This window comes from Burkholderia sp. BCC0419, assembly GCF_902830285.1.
Classification (GTDB): Bacteria; Pseudomonadota; Gammaproteobacteria; order Burkholderiales; family Burkholderiaceae; genus Burkholderia.
On record NZ_CADESR010000012.1, the window covers coordinates 163,461 to 183,994 of the forward strand.

The window sequence follows — 20,534 nt, forward strand, 5'->3', positions numbered from 1 at the left end:
GCGAAATTCATCTGCGCCGGCGGCATCGGGTGAACCGCAAAGGGCGTGCCATGCGGCGCTGGCCGAAGCGGAAAAAGCGCCATTCGTCGGGACGGGTAGTGGCGCGAGTCGCAATCGAGGGGAAATGTTTCAGGAACGTATCCGTATTCGGCGAGCGACGCCGAAACACGCGATGTGCCGTCTTGTGCGTCGACGGTGCATGGATGGCGCAACGCCCGCGGAGCGAAGCCGGACGGCCATCAGCGCACGCGCGTTGCCGTTGCGATCAATCGCGTACGGAACAACGCATTGAAAATGCGTTGCAAAAATGCACCTTCGCGCCGGGCGCAAGCGTCGCCGATGCACGATCCTGCTTGACGAGGCAGGGTGAATACCGATGCGTGCGCATGCATCTTGTCCGGCCATGCGCGACATGCCGCGCGAGCCGGCCGGCTCATGTCGTGCGACGTGGTCGAACGGATGCGGAAGTAGAAAGGCAGATTATCCGCGGCCCCAAACGATCACGCCCGCTGCAATGATCGCCGGCACGAACCCCGACAGCAGCGCATACGCCCTGCCCCCTCGCGCACGAACGGCCCCGGCAACAAAGCAACGCGCGCAATAGCCAACAGGACGAACGACGCTACGCCGGCCTTCGAGAACATCGCGAGCCGGTGCGAACGCGCGTCCGCCGCGCCGCGCCGCATCCCGGCGACGATCGGCACGCACGCCCGCGCGACCTGCCCGATCGCCGGATGCGCGGCGAACAGCCGCCCGATCTCCGCCGGATGGCAGTTGAAACCGCCGACGATGAACATGTCCTTGATGCGATCGGCGAGACCGCTTCCCGATGACCGGCGGAATCGGTACCATCGAGCAGGCGCCGCGCGACCGTGCACCGGCGCCGGACTTTCGCCCCACCGATTTCCCCATGTCCCGAGAACCCACCCATTCCGCGCTGCTCTGGATCGTCGCCGCTGCCTTCTTCATGCAGTCGCTCGACACGACGATCGTCAACACCGCGCTGCCCTCGATCGCCCAAAGCCTGCATGCGTCGCCGCTCGCGATGCAGCCCGTCGTGGTCGTCTACACGCTGACGATGGCGATGCTCACGCCGGCCTCCGGCTGGCTCGCCGACCGGTTCGGCACGCGCCGCGTGTTCTCGGTCGCGATCCTCGTGTTCGTGCTCGCGTCGATCGGCAGCGCGGCGTCGCACACGCTCGGCCAGCTCGTCATCGCGCGCGCGGTGCAAGGCATCGGCGGCTCGATGCTGCTGCCGATCGGGCGGCTCGCCGTGCTGCGCCGCGTGCCGGGCGAACAGTACGTCGCGGCGATCGCGTTCGTGTCGATCGCCGGCCAGCTCGGCCCGATCGTCGGGCCGACGCTCGGCGGCTGGCTCACGCAGGCGATTTCGTGGCACTGGGTGTTCATCGTCAACGTGCCGGTCGGCGCGGTCGGCTTCATCGCGGTGCAGCGCTACCTGCCGCACGACCAGGCGACGCAGCCGCCGCCGTTCGACTTCGTCGGCTGTGCGCTGCTGTCGGCCGCGATGATCGCGCTGTCGCTCGCGATCGACCCGCCGATGTCCGCGCACCGCGCCGTGTGGGCGGCCGGGCTCGCCGGGCTCGGCCTGGCGAGCGCGCTTGCATACCTGCCCCACGCGCGGCGACGCACGCAGCCGCTGTTCCGGCTCGGGTTGTTCCGCGAGCCGAACTTCGGGTCGGGGCTGCTCGGCAACCTGCTGTGCCGGATCGGCACGAGTTCGGTGCCGTTCATGCTGCCGCTGCTGATGCAGGTGCAGCTCGGCTATACGCCGCTGCAATCGGGGCTGATGATGCTGCCGGCCGCGATCGCGGGCGTCATCGCGAAACGCTGGATCGCGCCGCTCGTGAAGCGCTTCGGCTATGCGGCGTTTCTGGTCGTGAATACGGGGATCGTCGGCTGCGCGATCGCGGGGTTCGCGCTGGTGTCGGCGCGGCCCGCGCCGGTGCTGGAAGGCGTGCTGCTGATCGTGTTCGGCGCGGCGAATTCGATGCAGTTCGCGGCGATGAACGGCGTGACGCTCAAGGGGCTGTCGCACGCCGACGCCGGCAGCGGCAACAGCCTGTTCACGATGATGCAGATGCTCGCGATGGGGCTGGGCGTGTCGATCGGCGGCGGGCTCGTCAACCTGTTCGCCGCCTATCGGGGCTCGATGGCGCATGGGTTCATGCTGTCGTTCGCGTGCATGGGCGCGGTGACGCTGCTGTCGTCCGTCGTGTTCCGGCGGATCGATACGGCCGCGCCGCCGGCCGGTGCGGCGGCGCGCCCTTCCGCGTGATCGCGGCCGTCAGTTCACCTGGCGGCGCTCGACGACGCGCTTGAGCACCCAGCGGATCGACGAACCGTCGGCCGGCGGCCGCGCGACGCGGTATTCGTCGACTTCGAGCGTGTACAGGTAGCCCGGCTGGTAGGCAAACCCTTCGATCCCCGCGTACCACAGGCTCCACGGCTCGCTCGGGCTGCTACGCACCTGCAGGCACTCCATCGGCGCGACGCCCGTGCAGCGCGCGGACTGCGGCGCGACGTAGACGATCTTGGCCACGGGCTTGCCGTCGGCCAGGCGGGCGGCATTCGGCGCGGTGGCCGCCGCATCGGTCTGGCATCCGGCTAGGAGCGTGCTGCCGGCAAGGACGGCCGCGCCGAGCAGCGTTCGGGTCTTGTGAATCATCTGATATGCCTCTGGGAGCGTTGGAGGGCCAATTAGACGAGCCGCCCGGCGAGAAGGTTCACAAACACCTTACAGAACGCGTTCGAGCACCGTCATTTATCGGATCACGTGCGATCCGATACGCTACGGTGTTCCGGTTCCGCCGCGCGCTTCGTCACCGGCCACGCGCTCGCCGTCGACGGCGGCTTCACCGTGTGGTGATCGTGTACCATCGACGCTTCCCGATACGATTTCGCACGCTGCGTTCGTCCGCCCGGCCACGCCCGCGCGGTTCGCGCAGCGCGTTTCCTTCGCATGACCTCATCCGTTCCGTCCGACACCGCGCTGCGCCCGCTGCCGATCGATACGCTGGCCGTGCCGGCCGCGCTCGACGGACGCACGGGCACCAACCGCTCGGGCAGCGCGCATCCGCAGATCGCCGCGACCAACGACCTCGACGCCGTGCGCGCGTGGCTCGCCCGCTTCGTCGATACGCCGACCACGTTCCAGAACTACCGCAAGGAAGCCGAGCGCCTGCTGCTGTGGGCCGTGATCGCGTGCGGCAAGCCGCTGTCGTCGCTCACGCACGAGGATCTCGTCGTCTACCGGCAATTCCTGCTCGCGCCCGCGCCGGCCGAGCTGTGGTGCGCGAACGGCGGCCGCAAGCATCCGCGCGACGATCCGCGCTGGCGGCCGTTTTACGGGCCGCTGTCGGCGGCCAGCCAGCGGCAGGCGCTGGTGATCCTGAACGTGATGTTCTCGTGGCTCGTGCAGGCCGGCTATCTGGCCGGCAACCCGCTCGCGTTGTCGCGACAGCGGCAGCGCCGGCCCGCGCCGCGCATCACGCGCCATCTCGGGCAGCCGTTGTGGCAATCGGTGAAGGACGCGATCGCCGCAATGCCGCGCGACGATGCCCGCGCATGCTTCCATGCGGATCGCGCACGCTGGCTGTTCACGCTGCTGTATCTCGGCGGGCTGCGCATCACCGAAGCGGCCGATACGACGATGGGGCAATTCTTCTGCCGGCGCGACGCGAACGGGCACGAGCGCTGGTGGCTCGACGTGACGGGCAAAGGCGGCCGGCAGCGGCTCGTGCCGGCCACCGACGAGATGATGGCCGAGCTGGCGCGCTACCGGCGCGCGCACGGCCTGCCCGCGCTGCCGTTCGACGGTGAGCCGACGCCGCTCGTGCTGGCGGTCGGCCAGACGCGCAAGCCGCTCACGCGCGCGGCGCTGCACCGGATCGTGAAGCAGGTGTTCCGGCACGCGGCCGACCGGCTGCGCGCGAACGGCGATGCGGGAGAACAGGCGGCGCACGTGCTCGAACAGGCGTCCGCGCACTGGCTGCGCCACAGCGCGGGCTCGCACATGGCCGACGGCCGCGTCGACCTGCGGCTCGTGCGCGACAACCTCGGCCACGTATCGCTCACGACGACGAGCCAGTACCTTCATGCGGACGACGACTGGCGGCATCGCGAGACGGAGGAGAAACACCGGATCGGGTGGTAGGCGCACCGCCCTACACGTCACACCCCGTCAGTACACCGCCATCCAGTGCCCGGGCACCCATGCCCAGTGATTGCCGGCCCACCGGTAATGCCCCTTCGCCCAGCGATAGCCGGGCGCGGGCGGCGGCGGCGCCACCTCGACGACGGGTGCGGGCTGCGGCGGCCGCACGGGCTCGACCACGCACGCGGACAACAGCACGGCACTCGCGCTCACCAGCACGGCGAGCGAAACGGATCGGATCTTCATCATCTCGAGTTCTCCCTGTTGTGTAATCGTGTGGCGGGGACGAACGCACGCATGTGCCGCGTTACGCGGCCCCGCGAATCAGGCCCGTCATCGGCCGCGTTGCGCTGCTTTCCGCGAACAGCGCAGCCGCGGTGCGGCGCGGGTCGAGCCGCAGGCTGTCGGCGGCCGCGCCCGCGATCAGCGCGTCGAGCGACGCGGTCGGCTTCAGGTCGCGTCCTTCGTACAGGTCGCCCGGTCGCAGCCCCGGCCAGTCGGCGATCACGCGGCCGCCGGCGACCGCGCCGCCCGCGAGCATCGCGACCGACGCCTGCCCGTGATCGGTGCCGCCCGTGCCGTTCACCGCGGCCGTGCGGCCGAACTCAGTCGCGACCAGCACCGTGGTCTGCTGCCACGCAGGCCCGAGGTCGTCGCGCAGCGCGGCGAGCATCGTGTCGAGCGCCTTCAGCTGATTCGCGAGCCGCCCGTTCTGCGCGCTGTGCGTGTCCCAGCCGCCCGTCTCGATCATCGCGATCCGCGGGCCGTCGTCGCGCGCGAGAAACGTCGCGGCAAGCTTGCCGACGCCGGCCGGGTCCTGCCGCGCATGCGCATCGCCGGCGAGACCTCGCGCTTCCATCGCCGATTGCCACAACGGGCCGAGCTGCGCGTCGGCTTCGTAGAGCGCCGACACGCGCGTGAGCAGATCGTCCGGCGCGGCCGGCAAGCCGGACGGCGCATACGACGCGGCCTGCACCGTGCCGCGCAACGCGAGCGGCACGGTCGGCGCGAACGCGATCGCGCTGTCGCGTGTCGCCGGCAGCAGCGCGGCGAGCCGGTTCAGCCAGCCGTCTCTCACCTGGTACGGCGCACGGCCGCCCGTTTCGAGCACGTTCTGGCCGTCGAAATGCGAGCGGTCGCGATACGGCGACGCAATCGCATGGACGAACAGCGCCTGGCCGTCGCGGTACAACTGCGCGGTCTGCGCGAGCGACGGATGCAGCGCGAACGTACCGTCGAGCCGCGTCGCGGCCGCCGTGTCGATCGCGAGCGGGCCGCGCAGCGACGCATACGCGGGCTCCGCATACGGGACGACGATGTTCAGGCCGTCGGCCGCGCCGCGCTGGATCACGAACACGAAGCGCCGGTCGGTCTCGACGTTCGCGAACACGATCCGCGGCGCGACGAGGATCGCGCCTGCGCCGGCGGCGGCAACGCTCAGGAATTGTCGGCGGGAAAAAGACACGGCCATGGTCATCTCCGTTGGAAATCGGGCGATACGAGCAGCAGCGCGAGCGACGTGGTCGCGCTTTCGGCGCGCGACAGTGCGGTCGCGGTCGGCGCGCTCATCGAACCGGCGAGCAGCGTGTTGCCGAGCGTGCGCGGATCGAGCCGGTCGCCCGTACGCGCGGCCAGACGCTGCGCGATCTCGACGCGGCGCACAAGTGCGTCGGGCGCGGCCCAGCTCGCAGCGACGTCATCGTAGCCGGCCGGCGATCCCGGTCGCCACACCGGCTGGCCGAGTTGAGCCAGCAGCGGCGCGGCCTTCAGATCACCGGTGTCGCGCCAGCCGAGCCCGCGCAGTGACGATACGGCCCACTCCCACGGCGTCTTGAACTTGCGGTCGACCGGCGACCACGCGTCGGGCGCATCGACGAGCGCGCGATAGACGGTCGGCAGGTCGCCGCCACGCGCATCGAATGCACGCGCGAGCCGATCGGTCAGCGCGGGCGGCGGCGTGTCGGCGACGAAATGACGGGCGAGCTGGAACGCGATGTGCCGGCCCGTCGCCTCCGATCGCGCGAGGTCGTGCAGGATCGCGCGCGCCTGCGCTTCGCCCGGTTGATCGTAGGTGCGGCCCATCACCGCGCGCGAACCCGGTTCGTGCAGATTCGGGCGGAACACGAATGCGCCGGGCGCCGCATCGCCCGGTTGCGGCCCGCGCCCGCCGGCGATGCTCCAGCCGGTCAACGCGCGGGCGAATTCCGTCACGTCGGCTTGCGTGTAACCCGTGCGCACGCCGAGCGTATGCAGCTCCATGATTTCGCGTGCGAGGTTCTCGTTGAGCCCGCGCTTCGCCGACGGATTGCGTGCTTGCGCACGCAGCGCGGCCGGGCTGTCGGGGCCGACCGAGTGCGCCTGATCGAGGAACATCTGCATCGCGGGATGCTGCTCGACGGCGACGAGCATGTCCTCGAAACGGCCGAGCACGTGCGGACGGATCGCGTCGCGCTCGAATGCGCCCGCGTACGCGGCCACCGGCCCCTTGTCGATCGACACCGCGAAATGGTTCGCCCAGAAGTGCACGAGACGCTCGACGAACGGCGCGGGCGTGTTCAGCGCGCTGTTCATGCGCGCGGCGACGGCGCTGCGATACGCGTCGTAGCCGTCGCGGCGGATCGATTGCTCGGTCGCGCGCTTCGCGGCCGCGTCGTCGGACGTCATCGCGTTGCGGGTGCTCGCGAAGCGCGTGGCGAGCGTGACCGCGTCCGGCTCGCCGGCCCATGCGGCGGGCCGTGCATCGTAGCGGTCGAATTGGGCGACGAGTGCCGCCTTCGGATCGGCGGGCAGTGCTTCGTCGGCTCGCGCGCCGAGACCGAAACGGTTCAGCGCGATCGCGGCCGGCGTGGAGTCGTTCGGGTGGTCCATGACGGGCTCTCTTGCGGTGCGTACCCACGTTTAACGCGGGAGCGCCGGGAAATCCGTCGCGGGGATGGCAAATATTTTTGGTTCATCGCGGATTTCCGGGGAACGCGGGGAAGACCGTCGGCACTCGGCCAGAAGGGGCACACGACTGTGGTATCGCGAAGGCATTAGAGTGTCCGTTGGATATGCGACAATTGTCATACAACTACACCCCCGAACTCCATGGACGACGAAATCCGCAGCCTTATCCAAAACGGCGAGATTGGCGCGCTTGCGCTGGACACTTCCATGTTGCGGGCGGCAGGTTATGCGTTTGAGCGAGGTCTGCTAGAGCAGGTGGCTCATCTCCGGGCGCACGGGATAACAGTGCTGCTCCCGGATATCGTTATGCACGAGACGCGTGCACATCTTCTCAAAGAGGCAGCCCTCGCCGTTGGTAAGCTGCGGGGTGCTGTTGAAGATTTGGACCGAAAAACCCTGACCTACCCGGCGGCGCTGGCTACGCTGATATCGGCCTCGGACGCGGCATGTGTCGAAGCGCAAGAACGCCCGGCCCAGCGGGTAAAGGAATGGATCGCCAAGGCAGGGATCTCGGTAGTTGACGCTGGCGATTTTGTTCAGGTTGAAGATCTGATTGCACTCTACGTTGCTGGCGATCCGCCGTTTACCGTAGAGGGGAAGAAGAAGTCCGAGTTTCCAGACGCATTCGCGCTATTGGCACTCAAGGGTTGGGCCGAAAACAATGACACTCGTGTACTTGCTGTGTCTAGCGACGATGACTGGAAAAGGTTTGGCGAGTCTTCCAGTGCGGTCTATGTCGTACAAGACCTTGGGGCTGCGCTTTCTGCGTTTCAGACACCCAATGCCGCAAATGTTTGCCGTGCGCTGTTCATGTCCGTTGACGATGGCGATCCATACGGGCTTGAAGCGGAGCTACTGAAAGCGCTTGATAAAGGTCGCGATCGACTCCGGCTGCGCCTCGAGTTAGATGAGACACCATATGCTGAGACAATTGAGGCGTTCTCGATCGAATTCAGCGGAGTGGAGCTTCCTGAGTTTGACCATGGCTCAGACGAATTTAAGCCGGTTAGCCACGATAGTGCCACCGGTAAGACAGTGGTTGAAATTGCTGCTTGGGCATCAGCGGTCATTTCGTGGCAACTAAGCCTCTCAACGTGGGACAAAGCTAAGCGCCAGAGCGTCACGGTGGGCGGTGGCACATATCGCGATGAGCAACAGTTTGAATTCAAAGCACTGATTACGGTCGCCAAGGGATCCGGGGATTTGAAAATCATGCGAGTAGAAATTGAGCCGACGACCGTGGACTCTTTCCTAGACGAGGTTACTCCCCAGTGGTACGGAGATGCATCGGTTTAGATATCGCTCAGGTGCTCGGCGTCACAATCTAACAAATTGTGGGATGTGCGGTGCTTCGCCAGTGCCTGTCTCGTTATACGCTTTAAGTGAGGAGTTGCATGCGCTGCATTTTCTGCAAGGCGGATTCTTTTGACTCAAGAAGCGTAGAACACATCATTCCCGAAAGCCTGTGGAATACGAAACAGATCCTTCCAAAAGGTGTTGTTTGCGATAAGTGTAACAATTACTTTGCGCGAAACGTTGAAAAACCTTTGCTGGATTCGCCGGCACTTACGCATCTACGGTTCCATGAGGCGATACCCAATAAGCGCGGTCGTATTCCGGAAGTCGACGGCCTAATTCTCCCGGGGCACGTGGTTCGCATGCAGCGTCACACTGATGGGCCATATGTGGCATCTGTTGCTGTCCCCCCCGTTGCGTTTGACGAAATCATGAGCGGAAAAAGTAGCACATTGATTTTGCCGATCGGGGCAGAACCTCCCGCAACCCAAATCGTGTCTCGATTTCTGGCAAAAGTCGCTATAGAGGCACTAGCGCAGCGGCTCCTGAATTCTCCAGGTGGTCTTGACTATGTGGTCGATGAGGTTCAGTTCGATCCCATCCGGAACTTTGCACGGGTTGGACAACCAAGGGAGTGGCCGCATCATTCGCGAAGAATCTACGATATCAATCATCGCTGGAACGATGCACGCGGTGAAGACGTTCAAGTGGTGCATGAATACGATTTTCTTTACACGAAGCAAGGCGAACTGTATCTGGTACTAGCGTTGTACGGGCTGGAACTCGCAATCAACATCGGAGGCCCGGAAGTAGATGGATATCTCGCATGGCTGGAGAAAAACGATGGTGTGAGCCCTTTGTATTCGGGAAAAAACGCGCCACCACCCACCGAATGAGGGCCGGTGCATTAGCGAGCCAGCTACGAGGTCATTTGGCACGGTTGTCGTCTCGAAGCGCCGGTCATCTGACCGGCTGCTGACGGCCCTCGACTCTGATCGTCCCCTTTCGGATTCCCTGAAAGGCAGTTCCGGGTCGAACGTGGCCGGTCGCGTGTCACAGGGCGGCGGCCCGGTCGCCGGCCGCGTTCGCCATGAAGGGACTCTCGTTTGGACACTCAACCGACCGCACAATTCAGAAAGCGGTCATTCGATTCCGAAGGCTAACGTGAAACCGCGAGGCCAATCAATCCCGGGCCTATGCAAGCAGGATTTCGCGCTGGGATTGCGCCGGCCAGTCGACGCACCACCGCCCCCGCCCGTCAAAGTGAATGGCAGGCTCGTGAGCTCATTTCAGGACTGCGTCACAGGCGTCGAGCAATTGAGGCCGCCACAAGGCACGGAAAGCGGCGCAGCAGGAGCCGAAGTCCAACCCACCACCACGCCGCCCAATTGCCCGGTTACGCCACCGAAGCCCGCCTTGGTATGTTGCTCCGTGTGCAACACATCTGCGCCCGCCAAGCAATCACCGGGCTCATTCACTTTCCAGGCGCCGTGGTCCCAACCGGCAATCCGATGCAAATCGGCACCGCCCTTCGTTGGATGTTGCGTGTTTTTCCCATGCTTGTTGTCGGAGCCAAAGCTGTAAGCCAGCCGACAGTATCCTCCACTATCGGGCGCTGGCGCAGAGCTCCATCTCCCTAGCGTTGCGCCATGATGAGGTGCTACCAATCCAACAAGCGGCTCGTCCGTCTGGCTGGCATCGATATACGAGTAATCGCAATCGCCTGTGAGAAGCCACCTCTTGCTAGGGGGCATGGACGTGTCTTCTGCCATCAAAACGATGCCCGTGTTGTTTCTGTCTCCGCCGTTACCAACGGCGATGATCAACTGTCGGGATGCCGCAATATTCACGTGTACAGGAGAGCTGGTCGACGGCTTATAAATGAAAACATCGCCGCCGTTTGCCACGATGTCATATGCGAACGCGAGATGCACCGGACCCGCTTTCTGTTCCGGAGCTAACCAGGTCTTGGACAGGGCGGGATAAGTGCCAGCTCCAGGCGCGCCCGCCGACGCAGGTGCCATCATCGCATAGGCACCCGCCCAGTGGTCTGCATCCCAATGCGACAGGATGACGGTGTCCACCCGGCTGAAGCAGAAAACGAGATTGGTGGGCGTGGTCGAACTGTTTCGGTATACCCCAGCGCCCAGGTCATAGTACAACGTCGGGAAAGCCGACGATACTTGGTTTTTCAGGAACGAATTGCAGTTCCCTTGGCCGACGTCGTAAATGGCAAGCAGGTCTGCGCAAACGCGTTGCAGACGAGGGGCAAGGAAACGCTCATCCGCCGTAGGAAGGTGTGCGAAGGAAAAGGCCTGAGTCAGTAACTTGCCTGCTTTTCCAGACGGCATAGTGCCTTGCACATAGACCGTCGTCGGTGGCGCGAACAGATTGGAGTACACGTTCGCAGGCACTGCGCCGGGCACCGGTGCCGTCGAGAAACTCAGGTGAAACCACGCCCTTTCGAAACTTTGATACCAACCATTTGGCTCGCCCTTAGATTCATAATCAGCTGCATGAGGATATCCGAAGGGATGGCGGTAGGCCGCGCCGTCCGTAGGGGACAGCGTAACCTCGACTCGATATAAGGAGGCGTCTTCAAACGGGTTCACCCCGGGCGAAGGTGTCAGTTTCTGCTTTAACAACTTCTGGTGCTGATAGTCGCTGATACCAGCCTGTTGCCAGAAAGAGCTGCTCTCGAACCAATCGCCATCAACCACATCTAGAGCAATAATGACATCGCCCCTCGGAGACATTTCGACATGGTCTACCGTGGCATAGCCCGCCGGAGGAAAGTCTGATCTCATCTCCTCAAATCTTCTGAAGTGCCTGTTCATCGCTTCCTTCAATCTCTGTATTGTCGGGAGTCAAACACGAAGACTTTACTTCGAACAACGCTATTCGGCTGAACTGAAAATTCCGTGATGAAGAGCTTGTCCCCATCGCGCACTCTTTCTTCGAGTTCCGGAAGAAACGACAGCAGGCACACCAGCCGACGTTCTCGTGGCCAGCCTTCAAGCATTATTCGCAAGGTGCCTTCAATGATGCCGAGCTTCTGCTCCTTGTGAGCGTCGTCGCAGACAAAAGACAGAAGCTTTTCCGCCGCTTCATGGTTGATCGTACGCAGTTCATCTAGCTTGTAGTCGAGCGGCGACTCGAACTTGCCTCCGCGCACGAAGCCCCCCTTCTCTCTGTCAAGGAACGCAGCCGCTTTCTGCAACTCGTCAATCAGGCGAAGCGCCTTAAAGCAAGAGACCGGCCGTCGAAGCAGAGATAGATGAACGTCCGCAGAGGCCGAAGACTTGGCCCCGATCAATTATACGGATGGCCGTTCCACTCGGATATCAGCCATTGCTACTTCCAAGAGTCGACCGGCTTAAACGGGTCGGCAAACGACATCCACGAAATTCCACGAAGAACCATATTTTTGGGATCGGGGAAGCGAGGAACCGGACGACTGGCGGAGGTGGCGCCCAGCAACAGCGTACGACATCGACGCGCAACAGCGGTCCGATTCATCCCGCGCCCGCATTGCACATGACCGAACGCGAGTGTCGGCGACATGCGTACCGCGTATCGCCCCGCCCGATGTTTACTGACTCGCCGGCGCGTCCGGTTTCTTCTGCAGCTTCGGCGGCAGACGCCAGTTGCCGCTGTGCTGCAACCCGTCGACGAACTTCATGCGCTCGTCGGGCGCCAGCGTCGCCGCGAAATCGACGACGCTGCGCTCGACCTGCGCCCGCATCGCGGTGTCGGCCGCGCGCGTGCGGTCGAGCGCCGCATCGATCGCCGCACGATCGAGTTGCGGCGCGGCGAGCAGGTCGAGCACGGTGATCCGGCCGTCGCGCCCTTCCCGCGCGAAATCGCGGCTGCTCTTGCGCGCCGCCTTCAGCGCGGCGGCGAACTCGCGCTGCCGCGCATCGGGCAATTCATCCGCCGCGAAACGCAACGCGGTGCGCGATGCGGGCGTGCCGGCCGCATGCAGGTCGCGATGGGTCGAGAACCATTGATATACGCCGCCCCCAATCGCGCCGAGCATGAACACGTTCAGCACGACCGAGCCGACCAGCGTGAATTTCCAGCCGCGTTCGGTCATTCGTCACTCCCGTCCACGCTCGGACCGCCGAACGTCGTCGTCAGATAGCCCGGCTCGTGCTGCGCCGGCGGCGCACTGCCGAGCATCAGCATCGACACGGCCACCGCCCCCGCGAGCGCGCCGGCCAGGCCGACGCCCGCGAACGCCGCGCCCGACCACCATACGGCGCCGCGCCGGCGTGCGCGCTGCGGCGCGGGCGCCGTCGCGACGATGCGCTCGACGAGCGCGGGCGTCGGCGGCGCGACCGTGTCGCATGCGAGCCACGCATCGAGGTCGGCCGCATCGTCGAGCGCCTGCAGCGCTTCGCTCGGGTTCGCGTGCGCCCACGCCTCGGCGGCCGCGCGCTCGCCGGCCGGCCAGCGCCGCGCGTCCGAGCCGTACGCGGCGACGATGGTACGAAATCGTTCGGGTGTCATCGCTTGTCCTCGCTAGGTGGGTCGCCGGCCAGTTGCGCGCGCAGGTTGCGCCGCGCACGCGCGAGCAGGCTTTCCAGCGCATCGACGGTAATGCCCATCAGGTTGGCCGCTTCCACATTCGACATTTCCTGATAGTACTGGAGCACCAGCGCTTCCCGCTGCCTCGGCGGCAACGCGGCCAGCGCCTGCCGCACGCGCGCATCGCGCGAACGCAGCTCCGCATGCGCGGCCGGCTCCGGTTGCGTGTCGGGCACGTCGGGCAGCGTGTCGACGGGCTCCTCGCGCCGCCCGCGCAACCGGTCGTAGCACAGGTTCAGCACGACGCGATGCAGCCACGTGTCGAAGCGGGCTTCGCCTTCGCGCCAGCGCGGCGCCTGGTTCCAGATTCGCAAGAACGTCTCCTGCGCGACGTCCTCGGCTTCGTTCCGGTCGCCGAGCATGCGCGTCGCCAACGCGAGCAGCCGCGGCAGCTTGCGCGCGACGAGCACGCGTACCGCCGACGCATCGCGCGCGCCGACGCGCGCGACGAGTTCCGCGTCCGGATCGCGGTCGCCGCGATCGTTCAACGCCGCCTGCTCCGTCGCGCGGCACGCGAGCGCCGCACTGTCACGGCAGAGGGACCCGCCGCCCGGCTGAAGCTCATCGTCGTGCTCTCCTTGCATGCGTGGGGCCATCGCCGGACGGCGCCATGCCGACGGTTCGGCATCGCCGCGCGCGTCGCGCCCGGCATCGCACACGGCGTCGGCCATGTCGGTTTCATCGACATCCGGTTCGCGCCGCATGTCGATCCTGTCTGCCGGCCGCGCGACCGTCGGCCGGCGCGCTCAATATACGACGACCGGCGCGGGCCGGTAATACACCGGACGGGCCGGCACCACGACGCAGCCGGCCAGCACGATGGCTGCGACCGCCAGTATCACGATGGTTCGAAAAGGCATCGCTTCGACTCATGATGTTGCGTGAAAAATCCGCTGCGCCGGCACCCCATGCCGCGCGCCGACGTACACGTCAGGCCCAGTGGCCCGGCACCCAGCGCCAGGCCGGGCCGCGCGCGGCCCAGTGTCCGGGCACCCAGTGGTAACCGACGCGCACGATCTGCCAGTGGCCCGGAATCCACATGTAACGGCCCTGCCGCCAGTGCCAGTGCCCCTGATCCCATACGTAACCCGCACGGGGCGCCGGCATCACTTCGACGCGCGGCGGCGGCGGCGCGTAAGGCGCGACGATGACGGCCTGCGCGAATACGGCCGACGTTGCGAGCGCCGCCATGCAGCCGGCGGCCAATCGCAATGGAACAGAAAGTTTCATGAAAGACTCCGAAATAACGGGCATCGACCGGAAGCGATCGTTCATGCGTTAAACGGAGCCCGCGGGAGCAATCCGTCGCGGCGTCGGCAAATAAATTTTCGGTGGACCTACCCTGCTTCGGAGCAGGCCGGAGGCGCGCGACGCGCGATCGTACGTATCGGCCGCCGCGCACACAGGGTTGCGGTACTGTCACAACGCGGCAAAACTGGCCTTCGACAATGCATGCGACCGGGATCCCGCTCGTTTCCGGCCCATGCCCCGGCCATGCTCGCGCATGGCCGCGCGGTTCCCCACCTCGCGCCCCATCAACGAAAACACCGACCATGTCGAACCAGGACACTCTCCCTGACCAGCCGAACGAGCCGGCCGCCTCCGTGTCGCGTCGCGGCTTCCTGAAACTCGCCGGCGTCTCCGGCCTCGCCACCGCCGCCGGCGGGCTCGCGGCCGCCCGCGCCGCCGCGTCGAATCCGGACGGCACGCCCGAGCAGGTTCACCTGACGTGGGGCAATGACCCGACGTCCGAAGTCGTGATCTCGTGGGCGTCGCTCGCCCCGGCCGTCAATCCGCGCGCGCGCATCGTCGCCGACGGCGAGCCGGCGCACACCGTGCACGGCGTCCAGCGCCTGTACACCGACGGCCTGAACGGCGAGACCGTGTTCGCGTACCACGCGCGCGTGCACGGGCTGAAGCCGGATACGCGCTACCGCTACGAGATCACCGCCGACAACGACAGCAATGCCGCGCAGCCGTTCTCCGCGAATTTCTCGACCGCCCCGCGCGGCCGGGCGCCGTTTCGTTTCACGAGCTACGGCGATCTCGCGACGCCGAACGGCGCGTGGGTGCTGTCGTCGCCGCAGAGCCGCTTCGCGGTGCAGGCCGTCGAGCAGTTCCAGCCGCTCTTTCACCTGCTGAACGGCGACCTCTGCTATGCGAACCTGAACCCCGCGCACCAGCCGGAGGTGTGGCGCGATTTCGGCAACAACAACCAGACGTCGGCCGCGAATCGCCCGTGGATGCCGTGCCCCGGCAATCACGAGATCGAATTCAACAACGGACCGCAGGGGCTCGACTCGTACCTTGCACGCTATACGCTGCCGGAGAACGGCACGCATTTCCCGGGCCGCTGGTACAGCTTCCGCGTGAGCTCCGTGCTGTTCGTGTCGCTCGACGCCGACGACGTCGTGTACCAGGATGCCGCCGCGTTCGTCGGCGGCCCTGCGCCGCTCGTGCCGGCCGCGAGCACCGGCCGCCCGCCGATCGAGCCCGGCACGTCGTTCTATGTCCGCGGCTACAGCAACGGCGAGCAGACGCGCTGGCTCGACCGCACGCTGCGTCATGCCGCGCATGACGACGACATCGACTGGATCGTCGTGCAGATGCACCAGGACGCGCTGAGTTCGTCGAAGACGGGCAACGGGTCCGACAAGGGCATTCGCGAAGCGTGGCTGCCGCTGTTCGATCGTTACGGCGTCGATCTCGTGCTGTGCGGCCACGATCACGACTACGAGCGCAGCTACCCGGTGCGCGGCTGCAATCACCGCGCGGGCGTCGATGCGAAAACCGGCGAAGTGGTCGAGACGCTGCAGCCGCGCCCGGTCAGCTCGAACGACCCGGACCGCACGAAGTTCGACACGAGCCACGGCACGATCCACCTGATCCTCGGCGGCGGCGGCACCAGCGCGCCGCTCGACGTGTACGGCGAAAACCCGTCGACCGGCTTTGCGCAGGCGAAGGTGTTCACGAAGCCGAACCGGCCGGTGCCGGGCACCGCGCCGAACACGTTCGTGCGCCAGCCGGCCGATGCGCTCGAGGACGCGATCTGGTCCGCGCGCCGCGATACGGGCACCGGCTACGGGATCGCGGTGTTCGACCACGATCCGGGCAAGCCGGGCGGCCACACGACGATCACGATGCGCTACTACCACGCGCCGGGCGCCGACCAGCACCCGACCGCGCAGTACGAACTGTTCGAGACGATCGAGCTGAGCAAGAAGCGGCACGAGCGGTGATCGACGCATCGGGCGCCCGCTGCGGCGGGCGCCTGATGCGTTACCGTCGACGGACGGGAGGCGCGGCGCGCGTTAGACTGCCCGCTTCGCACACCGCCCCATGCAGATGAGTTTCGAATACCGCATTCACACGCCCCCTTCGGCCGACGCATTCGACGCCATCGCCAATGTGCTGCGGCAAGCATATGGCGACATCGACGTCGATCCACGCGAACGGCGGCTTGAAATTCGCGATGCGGCCAGCGGCTGGCCGCTGATCGAGCTGTCGATCGAAACAGCCGGCTTCCTCCTTGTCACCACGCTCGGCCCGACGCGGAACGCGATGCTCGACGCGCTCGGGCACGCGCTGTCGGGAATCGGCGCACCGTGGCGTATCGACGACGCGTGATCGGCTCGCGCGACCGAATCGATCGTACATGCCAGTCCGGCTGCATCGCGGCAACGGCCGCGCCCCCGTAAAATGCGCGTTTCCGGCGAAATCTTCGCTTCGTATCGTGGCTCGCGATGACGGCACGCGCGAGCCGACCCGAATCATCCGAAATCGAATGGGCATGTTGAAACAGGCAGCAAGCATGAAACGCAAGAACAACGCAACGCTCGTCGGGCTCGGCGCGGTGCTGTTATGGGCCTCGGTGGTCGCGCTCGTGCGCGGGGTCAGCGAAAGCCTCGGCGCCACCGGCGGCGCGGCGATGATCTATACGGTGGCGTCCGTGCTTCTGCTGTTCTCGATCGGCTTCCCCGACCTGAGCCGATTCCCGAAAAACTATCTGCTGTGGGGCGGGCTGCTGTTCGTGTCGTACGAGCTGTGCCTGTCGTTGTCGATCGGCTATGCGAGCAACGGTCAGCAAGCGATCGAAGTCGCGATGGTCAACTATCTGTGGCCGAGCCTCACGCTCATCGCCGCCATCGTGTTCAACAAGCAGCGCGCGAACCTGCTGGTCGTGCCCGGCGTCCTGCTGTCGATGCTCGGCATCTGCTGGGTGCTCGGCGGCGACCAGGGGCTCGATCCGGCCGGCATGCTGCGCAACGTCGCGGACAATCCGCTCAGCTACGGCCTCGCGTTCTTCGGCGCGCTGATCTGGGCCGCCTATTGCACGGTGACCGCGCGCATCGCCAACGGCAAGAACGGCGTCACGCCGTTCTTCATGCTGGTCGCCGCGGTGCTCTGGATCAAGTTCGCGATCGAAGGCGGCGGCGGCATGACGTTCAGTTTTCACGCGGTCCTGTATCTCGTGCTGGCGGCATCGGCGCTGGGGTTCGGCTATGCGGCCTGGAACACCGGCATCATGCACGGCAACGTGACGGTCATCGTCGGCGCATCGTACTTCACGCCGGTGCTCGCCGCCGCCTTCGCCGCCACGCTGCTGCATGCGCCGCTGTCGGCCGAATTCTGGCAAGGCGCGTCGATGGTGTGCGGCGGCTCGATCCTGTGCTGGCTCGCGACGCGCAGTCGCCGTGACAAGGCCACGCCCGTGCGGATCAGCAAGGAGGCCGAGAGCAATTGCCACGGATGACGATGGCCGGTGCCGTCGTTAACTTTTCGACTCCAGCGCGATCCGCACGGCCAGCCCGGCCAGCACCGTCCCCATCAACCAGCGCTGAACCGCCGCCCAGAGCGGCCGCCCCGCGAGAAAGCCCGCGATCGAACCGGCCGCGCAGGCAATCAGCGCATTGACGCTGACGCTCACCGCGATCTGCACGCAGCCGAGCGCCAGCGATTGCGCGAGCACGCTGCCGTGCCCCGGCACGATGAACTGCGGCAGCAACGACAGATACATCACCGCGATCTTCGGGTTCGCGAGGTTCGTGACGAAGCCCATCGCGAACAGCCTGGCGCGGCCGTCGTGCGGCAACTGCCGGACCTGGAACGCGGAGCGCCCGCCCGGCTTCAGCGCCTGCCACGCCAGGTACGCCAGATACAGCGCACTGGCCAAGCGCAGCGCATCGTACGCATACGGCACGGTCATCACCAGCGCGGTGATGCCGACTGCCGCGCACACCATGTAGAACACGAACCCCAGCGCGACACCGCCGAGCGACACCAGCCCGGCGCGACGGCCCTGGCAGATCGAGCGCGAAACCAGATAGATCATGTTCGGTCCGGGCGTCAGCACCATGCCGAGCGACACGAGTCCGAACGCAAACAGGGTGGGCAAAGTGGGCACGGCACGCTCCTTCAGGGCAACGATCACGAGATCCGAACAATGTATTGCATCCCGGCGCTCATAGGCATGAATAAACTGCAAGCCGCCCATGAGCGCCGTTCATCGTGCGCGCCGCTCGCTACCTGCTCTTTTTCGCGCGCGTCCGGCTCGTCTTTCCTGCTTTTGCACGTTGCGCGTCGACGAGCCGCACGAACGCGTCGGTGACCGCATTGCCGGCGGTATTCCACGCCAATCGCACGGAGCGATGCAGCCGCGGCGACAATTCCAGCACGCGGCCGCCGAACGGCGTGTACGTGAGCGTGATGCGCGGCACGATCGACACGCCCATGCCGGCCTCCGCCATCGACAGGATCGTGCGCATCTCGACCACGTTGAATGCGGCCCGAAGCGGCGCCCCGCCGCGCGCGAAGTAATCCGAGATCACCGGCCCGCATCCCGCCTTCGAGAAAATGAACGGCGCCGCGGCCAACTGCCTGGCCGACACGCTCTTGCGGCCGGCGAACATGTCGTCGGCCGCCACCGCGACGAAATCCTCGTCGAGCAGCGGCAGGTTGTGCGCGAACGTCTTCGTGCCGGCCACCACGCCGACGTCGGCCGTCCCGTCGTCGATCCACCCTTCGACTTCGCTGTCCGTGCCTTCGAGCAGCACCGCCGATACGCCCGGGTGCATCTCCTTCAATGCCTCGAGCGCGGGAACGACGAACGCCAGCGACACGCTCGGCAGCGACGCGACCACCAGCTTCCCTTCGAGCTTGCCGCGCGACAGGCTGAACTGCTGGCGCAGCATCTGTGCTTCCCGCACCACGCTCTGGACATACGGCCACAGGCGCTCGCCGGCCGCCGTCAGGACGACCGGCTGCCGGTCGCGCCAGAGCAGCTTGACCTGCGTGATGTCCTCCAGCTCCGTCAGCGCGTGGCTGATCGCGGATTGACTGCGGCTGAGCCGGTCTGCCGCGGCCGTCAGCGAGCCGAGTTCGACCACGGCAGCCAGGGCCTGCAACTGGGCAAGCGTCATCGGGTTTCCTTGTTCGATGGGGTATGTATGCCGCGCATGAAGCGACTCATCTTCTTGAATTATATTGAACCGATGCGACGGTCATGCAGTCGACATGCATACCTCGTCACGTGCGCGCCGAATGCCCCACGCTACGCACAGGTTCGATGCACGATCGAACCGCCGGCATGCCGCATGCGGCCGATCGCGCATGCGTTCTGAAAGCTGCAACGCGTAGTATTCGCAGACCCGGCGTATCGCCCCGACCGACAGCACGGACGATACGCGACCGGCTTTGCTGTACGTACGCCGATGTCGACGTCAGCGTTGCCATGTTTTCAGAGGCACGAAATGGAAACCTATGTGTTGCTGGGCTGCGGCCTGGGCCTTGGCCTGTTGATCGCGATCTGGGGTATCTGGTCGCTCCGATGACGCGCGCCGGCCCCGTCCGCGCGCAAGGCATCCGTATGGAGAAGGACGGGAAACTGTAGTGTCGGTGAACGGCTCCGATTGACTTGATTCGCAGTCCGATTCAGTCTGCCATCGCCTGTACCCCGAGCCGTCGGCCGCCTCTGCCGCCCGGCGCTTTTAATACGTCCGGCACCACGCCCTGCTCCATTCCCGAAGACGCGTTAGACTATTCGGATGGAACAATGCCGTTATTGCCCGAGAATCCGCGATGAATGGGATTGCCACGGCGACGAATGCCGCCAGGCAATCGCCAAGGCGCTGCGCCGGCAGCGCGCGGGCCTGCCGATGGTCCCCGATCGCATCCGCAACGAGCTGCCGTCCGGCGCGCCGACCCAGCAGGTGATCGCCGTCCTGTCGCGCCAGCGCCTGCGCGCGCGTCGCGGCAACGAGGAACGCCGCGAGCGCAAGGAAATCGACGACGACGGGGTCTGATCCGGCTCCCCGGTAGCCCCAAGTTCCGCCGCGCGCGATCTTCACCCGCCCGTTGCCGCCAGGCGCGTGCCCGTGCGCGACATCCCGCCCCCACTCACTCTCCCGCCATTGCCTGCAATCCCCGCAATACAGCATGGGGGCAGAACAGGTTTGTCTCGAAATTATTACCTCCAGCGCAACGATCTTTCACTCAAAGTCACGTTTACCCTATGTGAACCGGCGCC

General features: G+C 65.8%; 21 protein-coding genes. 8 read left to right on the forward strand and 13 right to left on the reverse strand.

Annotated elements, in window-relative coordinates:
- Nucleotides 1-500: 500 nt before the first annotated feature.
- Nucleotides 501-797, reverse strand: coding sequence for a hypothetical protein (locus HWW87_RS33530; protein WP_175823780.1), 297 nt, complete (start codon nucleotides 795-797; stop codon nucleotides 501-503).
- 113 nt (nucleotides 798-910) lie between these two features.
- On the opposite strand from HWW87_RS33530, the gene HWW87_RS33535 reads away from it, so the two are divergent.
- Nucleotides 911-2,299 (forward strand): MFS transporter, encoded by a 1,389-nt coding sequence (locus HWW87_RS33535; protein WP_175823894.1) that lies wholly within the window; start codon nucleotides 911-913, stop codon nucleotides 2,297-2,299.
- 9 nt (nucleotides 2,300-2,308) lie between these two features.
- On the opposite strand, the gene HWW87_RS33540 is transcribed toward HWW87_RS33535, so the two are convergent.
- Nucleotides 2,309-2,689 carry a DUF4377 domain-containing protein gene (locus HWW87_RS33540; protein WP_175823895.1) on the reverse strand — a complete coding sequence of 127 codons (381 nt, stop codon included), beginning with the start codon at nucleotides 2,687-2,689 and terminating at the stop codon, nucleotides 2,309-2,311.
- A 294-nt stretch (nucleotides 2,690-2,983) separates the two neighbouring features.
- On the opposite strand from HWW87_RS33540, the gene HWW87_RS33545 reads away from it, so the two are divergent.
- Nucleotides 2,984-4,177 carry a tyrosine-type recombinase/integrase gene (locus HWW87_RS33545; protein WP_175823896.1) on the forward strand — a complete coding sequence of 398 codons (1,194 nt, stop codon included), beginning with the start codon at nucleotides 2,984-2,986 and terminating at the stop codon, nucleotides 4,175-4,177.
- Nucleotides 4,178-4,204: 27 nt separating this feature from the next.
- Here HWW87_RS33545 and HWW87_RS33550 read toward each other — a convergent pair whose 3' ends face one another.
- The 3 genes from HWW87_RS33550 to HWW87_RS33560 form a co-directional block, all read right to left on the reverse strand.
- Nucleotides 4,205-4,423: a YXWGXW repeat-containing protein gene (locus HWW87_RS33550; protein ID WP_175823933.1), complete on the reverse strand. Its 219-nt coding sequence runs from the start codon at nucleotides 4,421-4,423 to the stop codon at nucleotides 4,205-4,207.
- Nucleotides 4,424-4,484: 61 nt separating this feature from the next.
- Entirely contained in the window at nucleotides 4,485-5,648 is a 1,164-nt protein-coding gene (locus tag HWW87_RS33555) for a DUF1501 domain-containing protein (RefSeq protein WP_175823897.1), read from the reverse strand.
- Between the two features lie 2 nt (nucleotides 5,649-5,650).
- Entirely contained in the window at nucleotides 5,651-7,045 is a 1,395-nt protein-coding gene (locus tag HWW87_RS33560; protein ID WP_175823898.1) for a DUF1800 domain-containing protein, read from the reverse strand.
- Between the two features lie 219 nt (nucleotides 7,046-7,264).
- Here HWW87_RS33560 and HWW87_RS33565 point away from each other — a divergent pair, with 219 nt between their 5' ends.
- On the forward strand, nucleotides 7,265-8,419 hold the full coding sequence (locus HWW87_RS33565; protein ID WP_175823899.1) for a PIN domain-containing protein: 1,155 nt from the start codon (nucleotides 7,265-7,267) through the stop codon (nucleotides 8,417-8,419).
- A gap of 98 nt (nucleotides 8,420-8,517) precedes the next feature.
- A complete protein-coding gene (locus HWW87_RS33570) occupies nucleotides 8,518-9,315 on the forward strand; it encodes an HNH endonuclease (RefSeq protein WP_175823900.1) in 798 nt (265 codons plus the stop codon).
- A gap of 393 nt (nucleotides 9,316-9,708) precedes the next feature.
- On the opposite strand, the gene HWW87_RS33575 is transcribed toward HWW87_RS33570, so the two are convergent.
- From HWW87_RS33575 to HWW87_RS33600, 6 genes are all read right to left on the reverse strand, one after another.
- Nucleotides 9,709-11,256, reverse strand: coding sequence for a hypothetical protein (locus tag HWW87_RS33575; protein ID WP_208449971.1), 1,548 nt, complete (start codon nucleotides 11,254-11,256; stop codon nucleotides 9,709-9,711).
- Between the two features lie 8 nt (nucleotides 11,257-11,264).
- Nucleotides 11,265-11,735 carry a hypothetical protein gene (locus tag HWW87_RS33580; RefSeq protein ID WP_175823902.1) on the reverse strand — a complete coding sequence of 157 codons (471 nt, stop codon included), beginning with the start codon at nucleotides 11,733-11,735 and terminating at the stop codon, nucleotides 11,265-11,267.
- Between the two features lie 276 nt (nucleotides 11,736-12,011).
- Entirely contained in the window at nucleotides 12,012-12,515 is a 504-nt protein-coding gene (locus HWW87_RS33585; RefSeq protein WP_175823903.1) for a periplasmic heavy metal sensor, read from the reverse strand.
- Entirely contained in the window at nucleotides 12,512-12,931 is a 420-nt protein-coding gene (locus HWW87_RS33590; RefSeq protein WP_175823904.1) for a hypothetical protein, read from the reverse strand. Before HWW87_RS33590 ends, HWW87_RS33585 begins: the two co-directional genes overlap by 4 nt.
- Nucleotides 12,928-13,713 (reverse strand): RNA polymerase sigma factor, encoded by a 786-nt coding sequence (locus HWW87_RS33595; protein WP_175823905.1) that lies wholly within the window; start codon nucleotides 13,711-13,713, stop codon nucleotides 12,928-12,930. The genes HWW87_RS33590 and HWW87_RS33595 overlap by 4 nt, the downstream gene beginning before the upstream one ends.
- A gap of 226 nt (nucleotides 13,714-13,939) precedes the next feature.
- Nucleotides 13,940-14,239 carry a YXWGXW repeat-containing protein gene (locus tag HWW87_RS33600; protein WP_175823906.1) on the reverse strand — a complete coding sequence of 100 codons (300 nt, stop codon included), beginning with the start codon at nucleotides 14,237-14,239 and terminating at the stop codon, nucleotides 13,940-13,942.
- 323 nt (nucleotides 14,240-14,562) lie between these two features.
- Between HWW87_RS33600 and HWW87_RS33605 the strand changes: the two genes are divergently transcribed.
- The 3 genes from HWW87_RS33605 to yddG all read left to right on the forward strand — a co-directional run bounded on the left by HWW87_RS33605 (nucleotide 14,563) and on the right by yddG (nucleotide 17,762).
- On the forward strand, nucleotides 14,563-16,248 hold the full coding sequence (locus tag HWW87_RS33605; RefSeq protein ID WP_175823907.1) for a metallophosphoesterase family protein: 1,686 nt from the start codon (nucleotides 14,563-14,565) through the stop codon (nucleotides 16,246-16,248).
- Between the two features lie 100 nt (nucleotides 16,249-16,348).
- Complete coding sequence (locus HWW87_RS33610) at nucleotides 16,349-16,636, forward strand: hypothetical protein (RefSeq protein ID WP_175823908.1); 288 nt, start codon at nucleotides 16,349-16,351, stop codon at nucleotides 16,634-16,636.
- Nucleotides 16,637-16,820: 184 nt separating this feature from the next.
- Entirely contained in the window at nucleotides 16,821-17,762 is a 942-nt protein-coding gene (yddG, locus tag HWW87_RS33615; protein WP_175823909.1) for an aromatic amino acid DMT transporter YddG, read from the forward strand.
- A gap of 18 nt (nucleotides 17,763-17,780) precedes the next feature.
- Here yddG and HWW87_RS33620 read toward each other — a convergent pair whose 3' ends face one another.
- On the reverse strand, nucleotides 17,781-18,413 hold the full coding sequence (locus HWW87_RS33620) for a LysE family translocator (RefSeq protein ID WP_175823910.1): 633 nt from the start codon (nucleotides 18,411-18,413) through the stop codon (nucleotides 17,781-17,783).
- Between the two features lie 118 nt (nucleotides 18,414-18,531).
- Complete coding sequence (locus tag HWW87_RS33625; protein WP_175823911.1) at nucleotides 18,532-19,428, reverse strand: LysR family transcriptional regulator; 897 nt, start codon at nucleotides 19,426-19,428, stop codon at nucleotides 18,532-18,534.
- Between the two features lie 624 nt (nucleotides 19,429-20,052).
- Here HWW87_RS33625 and HWW87_RS33630 point away from each other — a divergent pair.
- A complete protein-coding gene (locus HWW87_RS33630; protein ID WP_175823912.1) occupies nucleotides 20,053-20,310 on the forward strand; it encodes a hypothetical protein in 258 nt (85 codons plus the stop codon).
- Nucleotides 20,311-20,534: the final 224 nt, after the last annotated feature.